General features: G+C 58.5%; 17 protein-coding genes and 2 pseudogenes. 11 read left to right on the plus strand and 8 right to left on the minus strand.

What is annotated here, in order from left to right; all coding sequences use genetic code 11:
* Nucleotides 1-165 precede the first annotated feature (165 nt).
* Nucleotides 166-687, minus strand: coding sequence for a hypothetical protein (locus tag QFX16_RS18145; protein ID WP_283184599.1), 522 nt, complete (start codon nucleotides 685-687; stop codon nucleotides 166-168).
* Nucleotides 688-777: 90 nt separating this feature from the next.
* Entirely contained in the window at nucleotides 778-1,461 is a 684-nt protein-coding gene (locus QFX16_RS18150; protein WP_283180784.1) for a winged helix-turn-helix transcriptional regulator, read from the minus strand.
* 103 nt (nucleotides 1,462-1,564) lie between these two features.
* Between QFX16_RS18150 and QFX16_RS18155 the strand changes: the two genes are divergently transcribed.
* A complete protein-coding gene (locus QFX16_RS18155; protein WP_283180785.1) occupies nucleotides 1,565-2,506 on the plus strand; it encodes a carbon-nitrogen hydrolase family protein in 942 nt (313 codons plus the stop codon).
* A 41-nt stretch (nucleotides 2,507-2,547) separates the two neighbouring features.
* The gene (locus QFX16_RS18160; protein ID WP_283180786.1) at nucleotides 2,548-2,982 is read left to right on the plus strand and encodes a GFA family protein; all 435 of its coding nucleotides are present in this window, start codon (nucleotides 2,548-2,550) and stop codon (nucleotides 2,980-2,982) included.
* 50 nt (nucleotides 2,983-3,032) lie between these two features.
* Here QFX16_RS18160 and QFX16_RS18165 read toward each other — a convergent pair whose 3' ends face one another.
* Nucleotides 3,033-3,503 carry an anti-virulence regulator CigR family protein gene (locus QFX16_RS18165; RefSeq protein ID WP_283180787.1) on the minus strand — a complete coding sequence of 157 codons (471 nt, stop codon included), beginning with the start codon at nucleotides 3,501-3,503 and terminating at the stop codon, nucleotides 3,033-3,035.
* Between the two features lie 126 nt (nucleotides 3,504-3,629).
* Here QFX16_RS18165 and QFX16_RS18170 point away from each other — a divergent pair.
* From QFX16_RS18170 to QFX16_RS18185, 4 genes and pseudogenes are all read left to right on the plus strand, one after another.
* A pseudogene (locus tag QFX16_RS18170) lies at nucleotides 3,630-3,935 on the plus strand (methyl-accepting chemotaxis protein); the annotation flags it as partial.
* A gap of 323 nt (nucleotides 3,936-4,258) precedes the next feature.
* Nucleotides 4,259-5,068: a glycosyltransferase gene (locus QFX16_RS18175; protein WP_283180788.1), complete on the plus strand. Its 810-nt coding sequence runs from the start codon at nucleotides 4,259-4,261 to the stop codon at nucleotides 5,066-5,068.
* Between the two features lie 77 nt (nucleotides 5,069-5,145).
* Nucleotides 5,146-5,949 carry a 2OG-Fe(II) oxygenase gene (locus QFX16_RS18180; protein WP_283180789.1) on the plus strand — a complete coding sequence of 268 codons (804 nt, stop codon included), beginning with the start codon at nucleotides 5,146-5,148 and terminating at the stop codon, nucleotides 5,947-5,949.
* 46 nt (nucleotides 5,950-5,995) lie between these two features.
* Nucleotides 5,996-6,481: a GNAT family N-acetyltransferase gene (locus tag QFX16_RS18185; protein ID WP_283180790.1), complete on the plus strand. Its 486-nt coding sequence runs from the start codon at nucleotides 5,996-5,998 to the stop codon at nucleotides 6,479-6,481.
* Between the two features lie 45 nt (nucleotides 6,482-6,526).
* Here QFX16_RS18185 and QFX16_RS18190 read toward each other — a convergent pair whose 3' ends face one another.
* Nucleotides 6,527-6,835 (minus strand): panthothenate synthetase, encoded by a 309-nt coding sequence (locus QFX16_RS18190; protein ID WP_283180791.1) that lies wholly within the window; start codon nucleotides 6,833-6,835, stop codon nucleotides 6,527-6,529.
* A 291-nt stretch (nucleotides 6,836-7,126) separates the two neighbouring features.
* Here QFX16_RS18190 and QFX16_RS18195 point away from each other — a divergent pair, with 291 nt between their 5' ends.
* From QFX16_RS18195 to phnE, 4 genes are read left to right on the plus strand one after another with little or no spacing between them, the layout of a single operon-like run.
* On the plus strand, nucleotides 7,127-7,978 hold the full coding sequence (locus QFX16_RS18195; protein WP_283180792.1) for a putative selenate ABC transporter substrate-binding protein: 852 nt from the start codon (nucleotides 7,127-7,129) through the stop codon (nucleotides 7,976-7,978).
* The gene (locus QFX16_RS18200; protein ID WP_283180793.1) at nucleotides 7,975-8,772 is read left to right on the plus strand and encodes a phosphonate ABC transporter ATP-binding protein; all 798 of its coding nucleotides are present in this window, start codon (nucleotides 7,975-7,977) and stop codon (nucleotides 8,770-8,772) included. Before QFX16_RS18195 ends, QFX16_RS18200 begins: the two co-directional genes overlap by 4 nt.
* Complete coding sequence (locus QFX16_RS18205; RefSeq protein WP_283180794.1) at nucleotides 8,766-9,593, plus strand: PhnE/PtxC family ABC transporter permease; 828 nt, start codon at nucleotides 8,766-8,768, stop codon at nucleotides 9,591-9,593. The genes QFX16_RS18200 and QFX16_RS18205 overlap by 7 nt, the downstream gene beginning before the upstream one ends.
* Nucleotides 9,590-10,357, plus strand: coding sequence for a phosphonate ABC transporter, permease protein PhnE (gene phnE / locus QFX16_RS18210; RefSeq protein WP_283180795.1), 768 nt, complete (start codon nucleotides 9,590-9,592; stop codon nucleotides 10,355-10,357). Before QFX16_RS18205 ends, phnE begins: the two co-directional genes overlap by 4 nt.
* Nucleotides 10,358-10,395: 38 nt before the next feature.
* Here the strand turns inward: phnE and QFX16_RS18215 are convergent.
* The 4 genes and pseudogenes from QFX16_RS18215 to QFX16_RS18230 form a co-directional block, all read right to left on the minus strand.
* Nucleotides 10,396-11,521, minus strand: a pseudogene (locus QFX16_RS18215) (agmatine deiminase family protein).
* Nucleotides 11,522-11,550: 29 nt separating this feature from the next.
* Nucleotides 11,551-12,654, minus strand: a complete 1,104-nt coding sequence (locus QFX16_RS18220) for an extracellular solute-binding protein (protein WP_283180796.1) — start codon at nucleotides 12,652-12,654, stop codon at nucleotides 11,551-11,553.
* Nucleotide 12,655: 1 nt separating this feature from the next.
* A complete protein-coding gene (aguB, locus tag QFX16_RS18225; protein WP_283180797.1) occupies nucleotides 12,656-13,564 on the minus strand; it encodes an N-carbamoylputrescine amidase in 909 nt (302 codons plus the stop codon).
* 4 nt (nucleotides 13,565-13,568) lie between these two features.
* A complete protein-coding gene (locus tag QFX16_RS18230; protein ID WP_283180798.1) occupies nucleotides 13,569-14,621 on the minus strand; it encodes an agmatine deiminase family protein in 1,053 nt (350 codons plus the stop codon).
* Nucleotides 14,622-14,768: 147 nt separating this feature from the next.
* On the opposite strand from QFX16_RS18230, the gene QFX16_RS18235 reads away from it, so the two are divergent.
* On the plus strand, nucleotides 14,769-15,623 hold the full coding sequence (locus tag QFX16_RS18235; protein ID WP_283180799.1) for a LysR substrate-binding domain-containing protein: 855 nt from the start codon (nucleotides 14,769-14,771) through the stop codon (nucleotides 15,621-15,623).
* The last annotated feature ends 1 nt before the right edge of the window (nucleotide 15,624 follow it).

The following is a 15,624-nucleotide window of genomic DNA, read 5'->3' on the forward strand; positions in this document are numbered from 1 at the left end:
TTACGGATTCAAGCAGCGCAACAAACGAAAACGGGCGCCTTGTCGGGCGCCCGTTTTTGTTCAGGACTGCTTGCTGTGGGGTTTGGTAGCTTGCAGCATCACCCACCGCTGGACGATGCAGACCATCGCAGCCAGCCGCTAAGCCCTTTCAGCCCTTATGGCTGATCAGTGCGATTTTTTCGATACCGACGTCCCGGCTTTGCTCAACCCTTTCGTGTTGTGATCGCCTGGTGTCGTGGTCGAGACTGCCCTGGCTTTGTCCAAGCCGCGAGTGTCTTTGGAATTGGCGATGCCTGAAGTCGTTTGGCCATGACCGCTATCACTATTGCGAACACTGCCGTAGTGGTTTCCGCTTTCGCCACGGTCACGAACAGCCTTGCCGGCATGATCGCTGGACAGTCCATTACCGCGGCCGTTGCTGTCAGAGTTGCCGGAGTGACCTGAACCGCTGTGACCGCCGCCGTGGCCACCGCCATTACCGCCTCCGTTTCCGCCCCCATTACCACCACCGTTACCGCCGCCGCCACCACCACCGTTACCGCCACCACCACCACCACCACCACCACCACCACCGTCTTTCGCATAGGCGGAGTTCATGATGGACAGGTCAGCAGGGAGTAATGGGGCGGCCGCCAGCATCAGGGCGCAGGACATTACAGCAATGAGACTCTTATTCTTTAAAAGCATGATGGCTTCCATAGGTTGATATCGCGAATCTTATGACGCTGTAAGCCCCAGACAGTTCAAAGCCCTGCGACCGACGGGATGCTGCCGGCGCTAGCGTGCAGCGCTCCGGGTACCCGCGAACGCGCTTGTGCCAAGCCATCGCCACAAGCTTTCCGCATCTTTCACCGCGCCATCTACACGCAGCTCTCGCGACTGCAGAACCTCCCGCGGTGTGCGGTCGCCCGTCCACACCTCAGTCAACGCGCGCACGCTGGAGTCCACGACGAGCGTCAGTTCGCGGCCGGGATCGTCGCGACACAGGTCTGCCACGCCCTGTTCAACCACGAGCCACCACGCTTGCTCGCCGGGTCGCGCGTCGCGGAACTTAAAGTGGATGACCACCGGTCGGGACGGGAATGTCTCGACGCGCACGAATCGGCGCACGTCCCACATGAGCAGCCCCGCGTCGAGTTCGTCATCGCGAAGGCGACTGCCGATCCAGCGCGCGCCCCAATGCCCTAGCGCCATGATGATGGGGCGCAGTTCCTCGCCTGCCTTGGTCAGGCTGTACTCCCAGACTTTGCCGGTGGCTGTGCGGTGCACGACGCCGATTTCTTCCAGATGGCGCAGACGTTGTGCCAGCAGGTTGGTGGACATCCGAGGCACACCGCGATGCAGTTCATTGAAGCGCTTGCTGCCGCACAGCAACTCGCGCACGACCAAGGGTGTCCAGCGCTCGCACAGGGCTTCAGCGCCGCGCGCGACCGTGCAGAACTGACCGTAGCTTTCGTCCATTGCCTTGGCTCCGCAACTACAACGCTTCAGATTCTGAACTAGCCCCGCCACTTCGCCACGCGCACGCTGAAACCTCGAAAGCCAAATACCAAAGGAGCACGCCATGACCAAGGTAGCCATCATTCAGCGTCCGCCCGTGCTGCTCGATCGCAGCGCGACAATCGCCCAGGCCGTGCAATCGGTCGCCGAGGCAGCGACGGCGGGAGCCTCGCTGATCGTTTTGCCCGAATCGTACATTCCCGGTTACCCGTCCTGGATCTGGCGGCTGGCGGCGGGAAAGGACGGGGCTGTCATGGGCCAGTTGCACACGCGGCTGCTGACCAACGCCGTCGATATCGCGAACGGTGACCTGAGCCAATTGTGCGAGGCCGCCAGGGTGCATGCGGTGACGATCGTGTGCGGCATCAATGAATGCGACCGGCGCAACGGAGGCGGCACGCTCTACAACAGCGTAGTCGTTATCGGCGCGAACGGCGCCGTGCTCAACCGACACCGCAAGCTGATGCCAACCAATCCCGAGCGCATGGTGCATGGCTTCGGTGATGCAACCGGGTTGCGTCCGGTCGATACACCGGTCGGCCGCGTCGGTGCGCTCATCTGCTGGGAAAACTACATGCCGTTGGCACGCTATTCACTGTATGCCCAAGGGGTGGAAATCTACGTCGCCCCCACGTACGACACGGGCGAAGGCTGGATCAGCACGATGCGTCACATTGCACTTGAAGGCCGCTGTTGGGTGCTCGGCAGTGGCTCCGCACTGCGCGGCAGCGACATCCCCAACGACTTCCCGTCTCGTGCGCAACTGTTTCCCGATCCGGACGAATGGATCAACGACGGCGACTCAGTGGTGGTCAGCCCTCAAGGCCGGATCGTGGCCGGTCCATTACACCGAGAGGCCGGCATTCTGTATGCGGACATCGACGTCGCTCTCGTGGCGCCAGCGCGGCGGGCGCTCGATGTCACCGGGCATTACGCGCGCCCTGACATTTTCGAACTGCAGGTGCGGCGCACGCCTGCGACTGCGGTGCGTTACATCGACGAATGAAGTCCGGCGGTATCGCCTGACATTGATCAAGGAGTCATGCCATGAGCATTGAACGGTCTTACAAAGGCAGTTGTTTTTGCGGCGCAGTCGAGTTCACCGTCAGTGGCGAGCCGGTCGGAATGGGCTACTGTCATTGCGAGTCGTGTCGGCATTGGTCAGCAGGGCCGGTCAATGCCTTCACGCTGTGGAAACCCGAGGCGGTGCAAGTGACTCGGGGTGCTGACAACATTGGTACCTACAACAAGACACCGCAGAGTTATCGCAAATGGTGCAAAACGTGCGGTGGGCACCTCTTCACTGAGCACCCGGGGATGGGGCTCATCGATGTGTATGCCGCGGTCATCCCGGATCTTGCGTATTCGCCAGGCGTTCACGTCCACTACCAGGAGACCGTGCTGCGCATCAAAGATGGATTGCCCAAGCTGAAGGATGTCCCCAACGAATTAGGGGGATCGGGTATCAGCGTGGACGAGTAGCGCTGTTTACGCCGGTTGCCACCTTCAAATGGGCATATGGATCATGCCCATCAATCGAAAGCACCGTTGAGCACTTCGTAGATGAGCCCGGTTGCCAGCGCGACCAATATCAAGTCGGTGCCAACTTGCTGCCATTCATATCCATCATAATGAGGAAGCCTGCCGATCAACCGGCCGTCCAGTTTTTTGGCAATCCCGGGGGGAAGCGGCTTACCTCGCGCGAGGTTCTTTTGAATGCCGGGTGGTAATGCAGGTCCGGGGCTCCAGTAGTCCCGATACCCACCAATAATTCCAAGAACGCTTGCGCGATTGATGCTTGGGCCATTATCCCAATCACCGCCCCCGGAATCTTTGCCCTTACCTCCCTGACCTCCCTGGTTGCCATGAACCTGGCTGTTTTGCGGGTTTCCCTTGCCGTTTCCCTGACCCTTTCCATTACCAGGATCGGCCAATGCAGTCACTGAACCGGAAACCAGCGCAAGGCATGTAATAGCTGCAATCAATGAGCGAGAGCTGAGCATGAGTCGTTCCTTCAGGGTGGCGGGACATCTCTCTGGAATTTAGACGCTATCGGTGATGTGGGTTCTATTTCCTGCCATCGACACCCAAGCCCCCACGGCCGGTTTGCAACGGAGCCTGTCGTACTCGCCGTCGAGGCCATGCATGACAGCCTCGAAGGTGTGGAGCGCTGTGTCGAAGACAGTCAGCTGGCGGCCGCGATGTTGCAGGCGGTGGGCAGCGACATCTCCCATATCGATGAACTCAATGGGCGCATTGTCACCACCACCCGCAAACCATCCACGGCAAGCCGCGAAGTGGTCGGGCGCTTGCAGTCTGTGCAGACCATCGCGCAAAGCACCGCAGACGATATCGAAACCCTTGCCCTGAGCAGCCAGCGCTTGCCACCCATCGCGGTTCGCCTGGATGCACTGGGCCGCACGTTTGATCAGTGATGCTCAATGCGCAGTAGCCGTGAGTGCCACGGTAACTACAGCAATGGCTGTACTTAGCCAAGCTGCGTGTACGGGAGATGACCAACGGGGAACATGTTACGAATTAAGTCACGGATATTTACCGACAGAGCAGACCCTTATACGATGACGCCCGCATATACTGCTCTCCATCAGGCAGAGTAAGCTATAGTTATGTTTGACAAAGAGGCTTAAAAAATAGTGTTTTTTTAGTTAAGCAGATCTTGTGCAGCCAACTAAGCAAAAGCTGTACAAAAGCTCAATTACTCCTCCAATAACATGCAGTATCATTGGGCACATGAACGATGAATAACAATAGATTTCTGGCTGACAACTCTAAAACCTTCAGCATAGTTATAGTCAATTACAAAACACCAGAAATCACCAGGATATGCTTAGACTTATTGCACCAGCATGTGGGCAGCCACAGCGTCCCAATATGGGTAGTTGACAACTATTCCGCCGATGAAAGCACTGAGTATTTACGAACGCTTGACTGGATCAATTTAATCGAGCGTTCTGTTTCTGAACCAGAACCGGGCCATATCGCACATGGCAAAGCACTTGATCTGGTTTTGGAGCGAGTTGAAACTGATTATTTATTTCTACTGCACACCGACACATTTGTTTTCGATAAAAATGTTTTTCCGATGATGCTGAATAAATGTTTGAAAAATCAAAAAGTCGTAGCCGTCGGTTGTATTGAGCAATTAAACCGCGGTACCACAAGAACGCTTTGGCGCTTTAGCTCACGACTATTCAAACACCATTTCAGACGCCTGAAAATCTCCATGGGATTACGCTCCAGAGAGCCAAAACCGTACAGAGAAGTCTACTTGAAGAGTTTCTGTACATTGTGGAACTGTAAACTTATCAAACAGCACAACATGCATTTTTCGATGGATGATCGCGTGCCAGGCTACACCCTCCAAGACCGCATGACCGAGCTTGGCTATGTCGTTGAAATGGTATCACCGCGTAAAATCTTCAGTTATCTGGATCACATCCAATCCGGCACTGTCGCAGCGGCTGGCGGCTATGAAAAGACTCATAGACGAACCAAAATGTACAACGATATTCTTAAGCGCCTGAAAAAAGAAGACAGCAAAAGTTAAGCGACGAAGAGACATAACGAGCAGTGTGCTGGACGCTGCTTGAAGTCATCCACCTATATCAAGTTATTGGAGCGGTAATGGCACCCATCACTCAAGCACTACCTATGACCCTCTCCCCGGCGCTTGATTTCGACCAGAACGCCGCCAGCGCCTTGGGTTCCTCATTGGCCAGTGGCTATACTCAGGCTACGCCATTTCCGCACATCGTCATCGATAACTTCCTGGATGAAGAGCTGATTGCGAGTATCTGCTCGCACTTCCCAATCGAACCCACCAACAACGAAATGCTCTATGAGCGCGGCTATAAAGGTCAACGAAAACGTCAAATCAGTCCCAACGAATGCACTCCCTATTTGAAGACTATTTTCAACGCCTTTAACTCGGCCCCCATGTTGCAATTTCTTGAAAAGCTCACAGGCATCGAAGGCTTGATACCCGACCCCTACTTTACGGGTGGCGGCCTGCATGAAACGAAAACTGGTGGTTTCCTGGGGGTGCACTCGGACTTCAGGCTCAACAAAAAGCTTAACGTTGAGCGCAGACTGAATATCATCATTTATCTAAATGAAGACTGGCGAGAGGAATACGGCGGCAACCTTGAACTTTGGGATGTCAACATGAAGACCTGTCTTAAAAAAGTCCTGCCCATTTACAATCGATGTGTCATTTTCAATACAGACAAAGACAGCAATCATGGGCATCCAGAGCCTTTAACAACGCCAGAGCACATCACGCGCAGGTCTATAGCGCTTTATTACTACACCGCAGGAACCATGGTAATCGATCCCGCACAAAGAAATAAAACCCACTACAAGCCAAGGCCCAAAGATCGTTTAAGCCTAAAGTACTACCTGGGTAAACTAATCAAGAAAAAAAACTAAACTACGAAACACCCGGTGAAAAATTTAGCCATCTTTAAGGAAGATCATGGAGATTCGATTGACGGAAGCCAAAGACTGGATGTTTTTGAAGCGAGTCCGTCTCGCTGCGCTTTTGGACACGCCGACAGCGTTCGGTGTGAGTTACCAAGAGGCCGCTCAATACAGTGACGAGCAGTGGAAAGAGCGAGCCTCGTCAGCGGCCGGACCGGAATTCTGGTTGGCCATCAAGGACGATAAACCGGTGGGGATGATCGGTGCCGGGGTCAGTCAAGCGAATCGCTATAACCTGATCGGCATGTGGGTTGAACCCGACGCACGTGGTTCTGGCGTGGCAGCTCAGCTTGTTGATGCGGTGAAATCTTGCGCAATCGGCAAAGGGCATGATCGCGTTTTTCTGGATGTCTCCCCGGACAATGCAAGAGCCTCGAACTTTTATCTAAAGCAGGGTTTCTCTTTCATCGATGAATGGGAACCTTTGGTCAGTCATCCGCATATCATGGTTCAGACCATGCTTTGGACTGTACGGAACTGACTGACAGGCGGATCGGGGTCGTCAGTACCGACCCCAAATGGCCTCTCAGCACGCCCACGTTTTCCCGAGCGTCACCAGATCGGCCTTTTGCAGATCCTGTGCGCTCATCACAATACGGAACTTGCAGGTGGCGTTGAAGTTGAGAAAAAAGGGTTCCGCAAAAGCGGGGATGTCGGAGGGGTCTTGTACGTCGACCACAAAAATCCCACCACGCATGCCATCTTGTTCAGTAAAGTACGCCGCCTCCGGTTTGATGCTGTTCAGGATGCGCTCAATAACCTCGCCCACCGTCCCCGCTTTGACAAGGGCGTTGAAGGGTTCGTTAGGGCACTCGACCATCAGTAACATCTTCATCATTCAATCCTCTGTTCCACTTGCAACCCTGCAGTGTCATCAAGAATAGCGAAGCGTGAGCTAACCCTCGTGCCAGGTTACGGGCGGTCATGAAACATGGCGATTTCGGGCTGCTAAAAGCGCTAACCCAGGGATCATCCTGGCCGGATCGACTTCAGGCTTGTCCCACTACCAATGGGGCCAAAAGCGGTCAATTTAGCTCCATTTCGTCTACCCTCACAAAGCGCCATGCAGCAACCAGCTTGCGCTTGGCGTATCGACACTTTTGCCTTAATGCACCGGAGAATTTTCATGCTCAACCGTACCCTGGCATTGGCTGTCGGCTTGACCCTGTCTTTTTGCACCCTGTTGGCGCAGGCCGCCGACACCCTGAAAGTCAGCGCGATTCCCGATGAAGCCCCGACCGAACTACTGCGCAAGTTCAAGCCGCTGGGCACCTACCTGGAACAGCAATTGGGCATGAAGGTCGAGTTCGTTCCCGTGAGCGACTATCCGGCCGTGGTCGAGGCGCTGGCCACTGACCGAATCGATATGGCCTGGCTGGGCGGCTTCACGTTCGTGCAGGCACGCCTGAAAACCGGCAATGCCATTCCGCTGGTACAGCGCGAACAGGACGCCCAATTCACCAGCAAGTTCATCACCGCCGACCCGGCCGTCAAGTCACTCGCCGATCTCAAGGGCAAGACCTTCGCCTTCGGCTCGGTGTCATCCACGTCGGGCAGTCTCATGCCGCGCTATTTCATGCTCAAGGACGGCATCAAGCCGGAAACGTACTTCAGTCGCGTGGGCTATTCCGGCGCGCATGACGCCACTGTCGCCTGGGTCCAGACCGGCAAGGTGGACGCCGGGGTACTGAACGCCAGCGTGTGGGAAAAACTGGTCGCCGCCGGCAAGGTAGACACCACCAAGGTCAGAGTATTTGCGACCACCCCGGCCTACTATGACTACAACTGGACGGTGCGCGGGACTCTCGACCCGGCGCTGGCGGCCAAGATAAAGGCAGCCTTTCTGGCGCTCGATCCGGCGAACCCGAAGGACAAGGAGATTCTGGATCTGCAGGCCGCCAGCCGATTCATCGAAACCAAACCCGAGAACTACAAGGGCATCGAGGAAGCCGCACGCGCCGCCGAACTGCTCAAATGACGTTGCATCTGACCCAGGTCAGCCTTACCCACGCCAACGGCGTCCATGCGTTGCGCGGTGTGGACCTGCACATCGGTGCCAGCGAACAGGTCGCCATCATCGGTCCGTCCGGCGCGGGCAAGTCGAGCCTGCTCAACCTGCTGGCCACCGCCCTGCGACCGGACAACGGCGAGCTGCAGGTGCTCGGCGAGCGTGCCTGGCAGCTGTCTGCCCGTCAGCGTCAGCGTCTGCGCGCGCGCATCGGCCTTATCCATCAAGCGCCCCCGCTGCCACCGCGCCAGCGCGTTGTCACCGCGGTTCTGGCTGGAAAACTGGGTCAGTGGGGTCTGGGCAAAAGTCTGCTGAACTTGCTGCATCCAGTGGATATTCCGGGCGCACGCGCGGCATTGGCCAGGCTCGACCTCAGCGACAAGTTGTTCGCGCAATGTCAGCAACTGTCCGGTGGACAGCTACAGCGTGTAGGCATTGCCCGCGTGTTGTATCAAGCGCCCGAGGTGTTGCTGGCCGATGAGCCGGTATCGGCCATGGATCCGGTGTTGGCTGAGCACACGCTTTCGGTGCTCTGCCGCCATGCCCGGCAGCACAACGTCACACTGGTCGCCAGCCTGCATGCGGTGGAGCTGGCCCTGGCGCACTTTTCGCGAATCATCGGCTTGCGTGATGGGCAGATCATGTTCGACCTTGCGGCCAGCGAAGTCGACCGCCAGCTGCTCGACAAGCTCTACGCCAACGAACAACTGCAATCCCCACCGATTACTCCGGCGCCCTTGAGTGTGCAGATTCCCCGATGCTGACCCGTGCTACCCGAGATCCGGCCACCTGGCCCCGCCTGCTGCTCACCTTACTGGCCCTTGCCTTGCTGTGGCCGGGCATTCACTTCAGCGAGTTGGACCTCAGTGTACTGGTGGCGAGTGACAGTCAGAACGAGATGGGCCGGTTTGTCTCAGCCTTCTGGCCACCGGCCCATGGCGAGGAATTCATTGAGCTGCTAGTGCAAGCCATCCTGCAGACCCTGGCCATCGCCACGGCCGGCATGGCCCTGGCGTTGCTGTTGGCCGTCCCCGCCAGCCTGCTGGCCAGTCGGGCTCTGTCGCTGTCAGCTGCCTCCCGCGCCGGCCACCCGAGCTATTGGGGCCAACTGCTGCGTTGGCCGGTACGCGGTTTACTGATCTTCCTGCGCAGCGTGCCGGAAATCGTCTGGGCGCTTTTGTTTGTGCGCGCCGTCGGCCTCGGTCCGACGGCCGGGGTTCTGGCCATTGCCATTACCTACAGCGGCATGTTGGGCAAGGTCTACGCGGAAATTTTCGAGTCGGTGGACCAGCGCCCGGCCCACGCGCTATTGCAGGCTGGCAGCGGTCGGCTCGCAGCCTTTTTCTACGGGATCCTGCCCAATGTCGCTGCGGAACTGCTGTCGTACACGGTGTACCGCTGGGAATGCGCAATCCGCGCCTCGGTGGTGATGGGCTTCGTCGGTGCCGGCGGTCTGGGCCAGCAAATGGACCTGTCGTTGCGCATGTTCGCCGGCGGTGAAGTGGCCAGTTTGTTACTGACGTTTCTTGTCCTGGTACTGCTCGCCGATCAACTCAGCCGCCTGCTGCGCTGGAGGCTGACATGAATCGCCTGATCAACCTGGTGCTGCTCTTGTGTATCGGCGCCACGGTGGTCGCCTCGTTCATCTACTTGGGCATCGACCTTGGCGAGATCGGTGGCAGCGGTAACCTGAAGCAGATGAGTGCTTATGCGCAGCGTTTTCTCAGCCCGGACCTGAGCGCGGGCCATCTGCAAGCCATCGGCCACGGTGCCCTGGAAACCATCGCCATGTCGGCCCTTGGCACCCTGCTCGCGGCGGTATTCGGCCTGCTGTTGGCATTGCCCGCGGCCGGGCGCTTCGGCTGGCCTTTGCAGAGCGCGTCGCGTCTGGTGCTCAACGCCTTGCGCGCGGTTCCGGAACTGGTGTGGGCTGCGCTGATGGTCCTCGCCGCCGGGCTCGGCCCCAATGCCGGCACCCTGGCCCTGGCCTTGCACACCACCGGCGTGCTCGGCCGGCTGTTCGCCGAAGCGCTGGAAAACACTCCACCCGAACCGGCCGAAGCTATCCGCCTGCAGGGCGGCAATGCCCTATGGGCATTCTGCTACGGATCACTGCCCAACCTGTTGCCACAACTACTGGCCTACATCCTGTACCGCTGGGAAAACAATATCCGCATGGCCAGTGTGCTCGGCTTCGTCGGCGCCGGTGGTTTGGGGCAAATGCTCTATGTCAGCCTCAGCCTGTTCCAGGAAGCTCAAGCCAGCACGGTCATTCTGGCGATGCTGTTGCTGGTATTTGCCGTCGACACCTTGAGCAGCTGGAGCCGTCAACGCTGGGTCAAGGCCTGACGGCTTCGCAGCACCCGATGGCAAAGAGTTGTTCCAGACTAAGCCAACGGTTGGTGACTGGTCACACAGTGGATACCGCCGCCACCGGCAGCGATGGCGTCGATGTTGAGCTGCACCACTTCACGGTCCGGGTAGAGTTCGGACAACAAATCAAAGGCTTTGGAGTCTGCCGCCCTATCACCAAACTCGGGCGCAACGACCGCCCCGTTGATCACGAAGTAGTTGATGTAGCCAGCGGCAAAGTCCGGGTTGTTGCGGCTGAACTTGCTCTTTCGTGGGTTGAGCGGTGGCGACACGGTATGCACCTGCAGCTTGCGGCCATCGGCATCCGTGGCATTTTTAAGAATGTCCCAATGGGCACGCGTGAGGCTGTAAATCGTATGACTGAGGGTCGTTGTCGAGGTTGGCGATCACAACACCTGGTTTGACGAAGCGGGCGTAGAAATCGACATGGGCATCCGTGATGTCCTTACCTTTGATCCCCGGCAGCCAGATGATCTTGCGCAAGCCCAGGCGCGCTTTCAGCTCTTGCTCGATCTCGGCCTTGCTCCAATCGGGGTTGCGGTTGGCGTTGATCCAGCTGCTTTCGGTCATGATCCCCGTGCCGTGACCATCCACTTCGATACCACCGCCCTCGCCCACCAACTCGCTGCGCATATGTCGGGCATCCACGGTGCTCGCAACCAGAGCAGCCAGTTGCGCATCCTCGCCGTGCTGCTGTTTGTTTCCCCAGCCGTTGAAGTTGAAATCCACGGCGCCGAGCCCGCCTTCCCCATCGATGACGAAGTTGGCGCCGATGTCGCGCATCCAGATGTCGTCGAGTTCGCTGGTGACGTAGGTGATGTTAGCCGTACCGCAATGTTCTTCGGCCAGCTCCCGTTCACGCTTACGACAGAACACGGTCACCGGTTCATATCGCGCGAGGGTGCGAGCGATCAGGCCAATGGCGGCTTGTACGTCGGGAGTGAAATCCTCCTAGATCGCTTCCTGTGCGCCAAAGGCGATGAAGGCCCGCTGATGCCTGTCGCCCTCATCCGGCATACGCCAACTGCCGGGGGTAGCCGCTTGCGTGCGCAGGGGGGTCAGGCCAAGCCCGATAGACGCTGCCGCGCCCAAACCGGCGACTACCGATACCTGTTTGATGAACGCACGACGCGTCGACATGTGTTGATCCCTGGAATGTTTGTCTGAAGTCATTTCGCGGTGGCAGTTTTGAACTTGGTCCAGGTGCGCATGCGCGCCCGCATATCGGGTTGGGGAATGTCCTTGCCGGGAATCAGCCGCGCATAAGTGGCTTCATCGAGGTAAATATCCGGGTTGTTGCGCATGGTCGCATCGACGCTCGGACGTGCCTTGGCATTGGAGGTGGGGTAGCCGGTGAAGTTACTGATGGCGGCCATGTTGTCCGGGCGCATGACGAAGTTGATGAATGCATAGGCGTACTCCGGATGTTGGGCGTCGACCGGAATCGCCATGGCGTCCATCCACACCGTGGTGCCTTCACGGGGAACACGGTATTGGAACGTGGCGTTCTTGCCGGCGGAATCCGCCGTCCGTTGCGCCTGCGTCATGTCGCCGCTGTAACCGAGCGACAGGCACAGGTTGCCGTTCACCAGGTCGGTGGCCGGCTGCGACTGGAACTTGCGGATGTACGGCCGTAGTTTGAGCAACAGTTCACTCGCCGCGGCCAGGTCCTCGGGCTTGGCGCTGCGTGGCTCCCGACCCAGATAATTGAGCACGACTGCTAGCACTTCGTCCGGCGAGTCGATCATCGAAATACCGCAGTCGGCAAATCTGGCAGCCAGTTCCGGCTTGAACAACATGTCGAGGCTGTTGACCGGAGCATCCGGCAAACGCTGTTTGATCTGCTCGGCATTGTAGGTCAGGCCGATGGTGCCCCAGGTGTAAGGGACGGTGGCCTGGCGCGAATACTCGTAATGCGTTCGCAGCTTCTGCAAGCCGGGTTCGATGTCATCCAGGGCCGTGAGTTTTGACCGGTCCAGCGGTTGCAGGCTGCCGGCGCGCATCAAGCGTTCGGCGACGGTGTCACCCGGGAAGATCAGGTCATAACCGCTGCCGCCGGCGAGCATTTTGGCTTCCAGCGTCTCACTGCCATCCATGACGTCGTAGATCACTTTGATCCCGGTTTCGGCGGTAAATTTGGCCAGCGTGTCCTCGGCAAAATAGTCGGCCCAGTTGTACAGCCTGAGGGTTTTTTCGTCAGCGTGCAGCGCCGGCAAGGCACAGCCCAGTGCCAGGGCCAAGGCGCCGCTCAACAGTTTATTGATCGGGTGCACATCAAACCTCTTGAGCCTTCCAGCGTGCATGGGTGTGACGACCGTCCTGAGTCAACAGCGCGCCGTACATGTCCGGACGGCGATCGCGATAAATGCCCCAGCTCAGGCGCTCTTCACTCATGGCCGCCAGGTCCAGGCTGTGGACCTGCACGCCGGTGCTGTCGCGGTCGGCATCGGCGAGCAACTTGCCCTTGTGGTTGCAGATAAAGGACGAGCCGTAGAAGCTCATTTGCAGGGCAGGATCGGTGGTAGCCACTTCGCGGCCGATGCGGTTGGCGGCCACCACCGGCAGCAGGTTGGCGGCGGCGTGGCCGCGCATGGTCATCTGCCAGTGGTCACGGGAATCCAGCGTCGCACAGCCAGGTTCAGAACCGATGGCGGTGGGAAACAGCAAGACTTCAGCGCCCATCAACGCCAGGCAGCGCGCGGTCTCGGGGAACCACTGATCCCAGCAGATCCCCACACCCAGGCGCCCGAACGCCGTGTCCCAAACACGAAAACCGGTATCGCCGGGGCTGAAGTATTCCTTCTCCTGATAGCCGATGGCGTTGGGAATGTGGGTCTTGCGATACACACCCAGCAAGCGCCCATCGGCATCGGCCACGCTCAAGGAATTGAAGTAGGCATTGCCGGCCTTCTCGAACCAGCTCAGCGGCAGCACCACACCCAACTCTTTGGCCAATGCGGCAAAGCGCTTGAGCACAGCGCTGTATCGATATTCTTCGGCCAGCGCCAGGTGCTTGTGGCTCTGCTCGATGCAGAAATACGGCGTGGCAAACAGCTCCTGCAACAGGATGACCTGGGCGCCTTTGGCCGCGGCCTCGCGCACCAGTTGCTCGGCCTGATCGAGGTTGTGTTGCAGGTCCCAGGTGCAAGGCATCTGGGTGGTGGCGATGGTCAGAAGCGTCATGGCATCAGCCCTCCACCGGCCAGGCGGGCTGTTGCTGGGTGATGCAATGCACACCGCCACCGCCGTGGGCCAGGTGATTGATCCGCACCGGCACCACTTCTCGCCCGGGGAACGCCTGCCCCAACACGGCGGCCGCGACGTTGTCGGCATCAATGCCGTAGGCCGGCATGATGATGGCGTCGTTGGCGATGTAGAAGTTGGTGTAGGAGGCACAGAACACTTCAGCTTCGGTGTCCACAGCATCGGTGGCTTCATACAATTCGATCAGCTCGAACTGTCGGCCTTGGGCATCGGTGGCCAGCTCCAGGGCACGACGGTTTTCCCGGGCCACTTCGGCATACACCGAGTGCTGGTCGTGGGTGGCGTCCACCAGCAACACCCCAGGGCGGGCGAATGCGCACACGCCATCGACGTGGCCGTCAGTCATGTCGCCGGTCACATAGTCCGGATCGCCTGGCAGCCAGATCGTCTTCTTCACGCCCAGCAGACGCGTGAAGATTTCCTCCATCTCCGCCTTGTTCATGCCCGGATTGCGATTGGGGTTGAGCAACACCGACTCGGTGGTGATCAACGTGCCCTCGCCGTCCACATGGATGGCCCCCCCTTCATTGCTCAGCGCGGTACCAAAACACTCCACGCCCAAGTGATTGAGTGCGCGACGAGCCAGGCTTTCGTCCAGATCATGGGCTGACTTGCCGCCCCACGCATTGAAGCGCCAGCTCACCCCGGCCAGGCCTTGTTGCGGATGGCAGACGAAACTCGGACCGGAGTCCCGACACCAGCTGTCGTTGACCGCCAGTTCGATCAATTCGATGTTCGGCCCACATAACGCTTTGGCACTGGCAATAGCAGAAGGGTCGACGACCAGTTTCACCGGTTCGAAACGGGCGATGGCGTTGGCCACGCGAGCGAAATCCTCTTGCACCAGAGGCAATGTCACGCCCCAACCGGACTCCCAGAGTGCCGTGTTGTGCGGCCAGACCATCCAGGTGGCGGCGTGCCTGACCCACTCGGCCGGCATCATCCAACCGCTGTTTCGAATTTCATTCTGCTGCATGACATGCTGCATGATAAAAAGCCCTTTTAGTTAAGCCATTGTGTTCAACAAAACTGCTTGGGTGGTCCTGGCATGCATGCTACGGCCGTAAAATCAGGCAAACAAACGATGGATTTAGCGGACAAATGATTAGAGGAACTTATCAATATGCTCAAGCACTGGCCGCCACTCAGCACCCTTCGCGGCTTTGAAGCCGCCGCCCGGCTGGGCAGTTTCCACAAGGCGGCCGCCGAGTTGCACCTCACCCAATCGGCGATCAGTCAGCAGATCCGCAGCCTTGAGGCGTACCTTGAACAACCCTTGTTCTTTCGCAGTGGACGCAGCGTCAGCCTGACCGATGCCGGTCACGACCTGCTCAGCACCACCCAAGCGTTACTGCAACAACTGGCGGTCGGCATTCGCCGTCTTGGGCAATACCAGAAACCCAATCAACTGGTCCTTAACACCACCCCGGCGTTCGCCCGTCATTGGCTGCTGCCACGCTTGGGGGATTTTCGCCGCGAGCATCCGGACGTTGATCTGTGGGTTTTCAGTACCGATGAAGTCCCGGACATGACCACCCAGACCATCGACCTCGCGGTGCGCGATGACATCAGTTCCCAAGCCGAGTGCAGCTTCAAGGTGCTGCACGCCGACCGCCTCTATCCGGCGTGTCACCCGAACCTGTTGGCGCTGCCACGGGAACAGCGCACAACCCTTCATGGCGAGCGGGAAACGGATTGGAGTCACTGGGCGGTGGAAGCTGGCATCGATGTGGGCCAGAAAGATCAGGGGCTGAATTTCTCCGACCCCGGCCTGCTGCTGGACGCCGCGTGCGCAGGGCTCGGTATCGCCCTGGTCAGTCAGTTATTGAGTCGGCAGGCGCGCGCCCAAGGATTGTTGCAACCCTTGGTGGAGCAAACCATTCGCGGCCCGAACTGGGCCATGCTGACCCATCGTGACAGTGAGAACAACGCGCTGGCACGAAGCTTCAGTGAGTGGCTGCTGGGTAACCTGGACTGAG

The organism is Pseudomonas svalbardensis (genome assembly GCF_030053115.1).
GTDB lineage: Bacteria > Pseudomonadota > Gammaproteobacteria > Pseudomonadales > Pseudomonadaceae > Aquipseudomonas > Aquipseudomonas svalbardensis.

Excerpts from the sequence above, each read along its gene's own strand:
- QFX16_RS18145 (WP_283184599.1), bottom strand. The coding sequence starts at position 687 with ATGCTTTTAAAGAATAAGAGTCTCATTGCTGTAATGTCCTGCGCCCTG.
- QFX16_RS18150 (WP_283180784.1), bottom strand. The coding sequence starts at position 1,461 with ATGGACGAAAGCTACGGTCAGTTCTGCACGGTCGCGCGCGGCGCTGAA.
- QFX16_RS18155 (WP_283180785.1), top strand. The coding sequence starts at position 1,565 with ATGACCAAGGTAGCCATCATTCAGCGTCCGCCCGTGCTGCTCGATCGC.
- QFX16_RS18160 (WP_283180786.1), top strand. The coding sequence starts at position 2,548 with ATGAGCATTGAACGGTCTTACAAAGGCAGTTGTTTTTGCGGCGCAGTC.
- QFX16_RS18165 (WP_283180787.1), bottom strand. The coding sequence starts at position 3,503 with ATGCTCAGCTCTCGCTCATTGATTGCAGCTATTACATGCCTTGCGCTG.
- QFX16_RS18175 (WP_283180788.1), top strand. The coding sequence starts at position 4,259 with ATGAATAACAATAGATTTCTGGCTGACAACTCTAAAACCTTCAGCATA.
- QFX16_RS18180 (WP_283180789.1), top strand. The coding sequence starts at position 5,146 with ATGGCACCCATCACTCAAGCACTACCTATGACCCTCTCCCCGGCGCTT.
- QFX16_RS18185 (WP_283180790.1), top strand. The coding sequence starts at position 5,996 with ATGGAGATTCGATTGACGGAAGCCAAAGACTGGATGTTTTTGAAGCGA.
- QFX16_RS18190 (WP_283180791.1), bottom strand. The coding sequence starts at position 6,835 with ATGAAGATGTTACTGATGGTCGAGTGCCCTAACGAACCCTTCAACGCC.
- QFX16_RS18195 (WP_283180792.1), top strand. The coding sequence starts at position 7,127 with ATGCTCAACCGTACCCTGGCATTGGCTGTCGGCTTGACCCTGTCTTTT.
- QFX16_RS18200 (WP_283180793.1), top strand. The coding sequence starts at position 7,975 with ATGACGTTGCATCTGACCCAGGTCAGCCTTACCCACGCCAACGGCGTC.
- QFX16_RS18205 (WP_283180794.1), top strand. The coding sequence starts at position 8,766 with ATGCTGACCCGTGCTACCCGAGATCCGGCCACCTGGCCCCGCCTGCTG.
- phnE (WP_283180795.1), top strand. The coding sequence starts at position 9,590 with ATGAATCGCCTGATCAACCTGGTGCTGCTCTTGTGTATCGGCGCCACG.
- aguB (WP_283180797.1), bottom strand. The coding sequence starts at position 13,564 with ATGACGCTTCTGACCATCGCCACCACCCAGATGCCTTGCACCTGGGAC.
- QFX16_RS18230 (WP_283180798.1), bottom strand. The coding sequence starts at position 14,621 with ATGCAGCAGAATGAAATTCGAAACAGCGGTTGGATGATGCCGGCCGAG.
- QFX16_RS18235 (WP_283180799.1), top strand. The coding sequence starts at position 14,769 with ATGCTCAAGCACTGGCCGCCACTCAGCACCCTTCGCGGCTTTGAAGCC.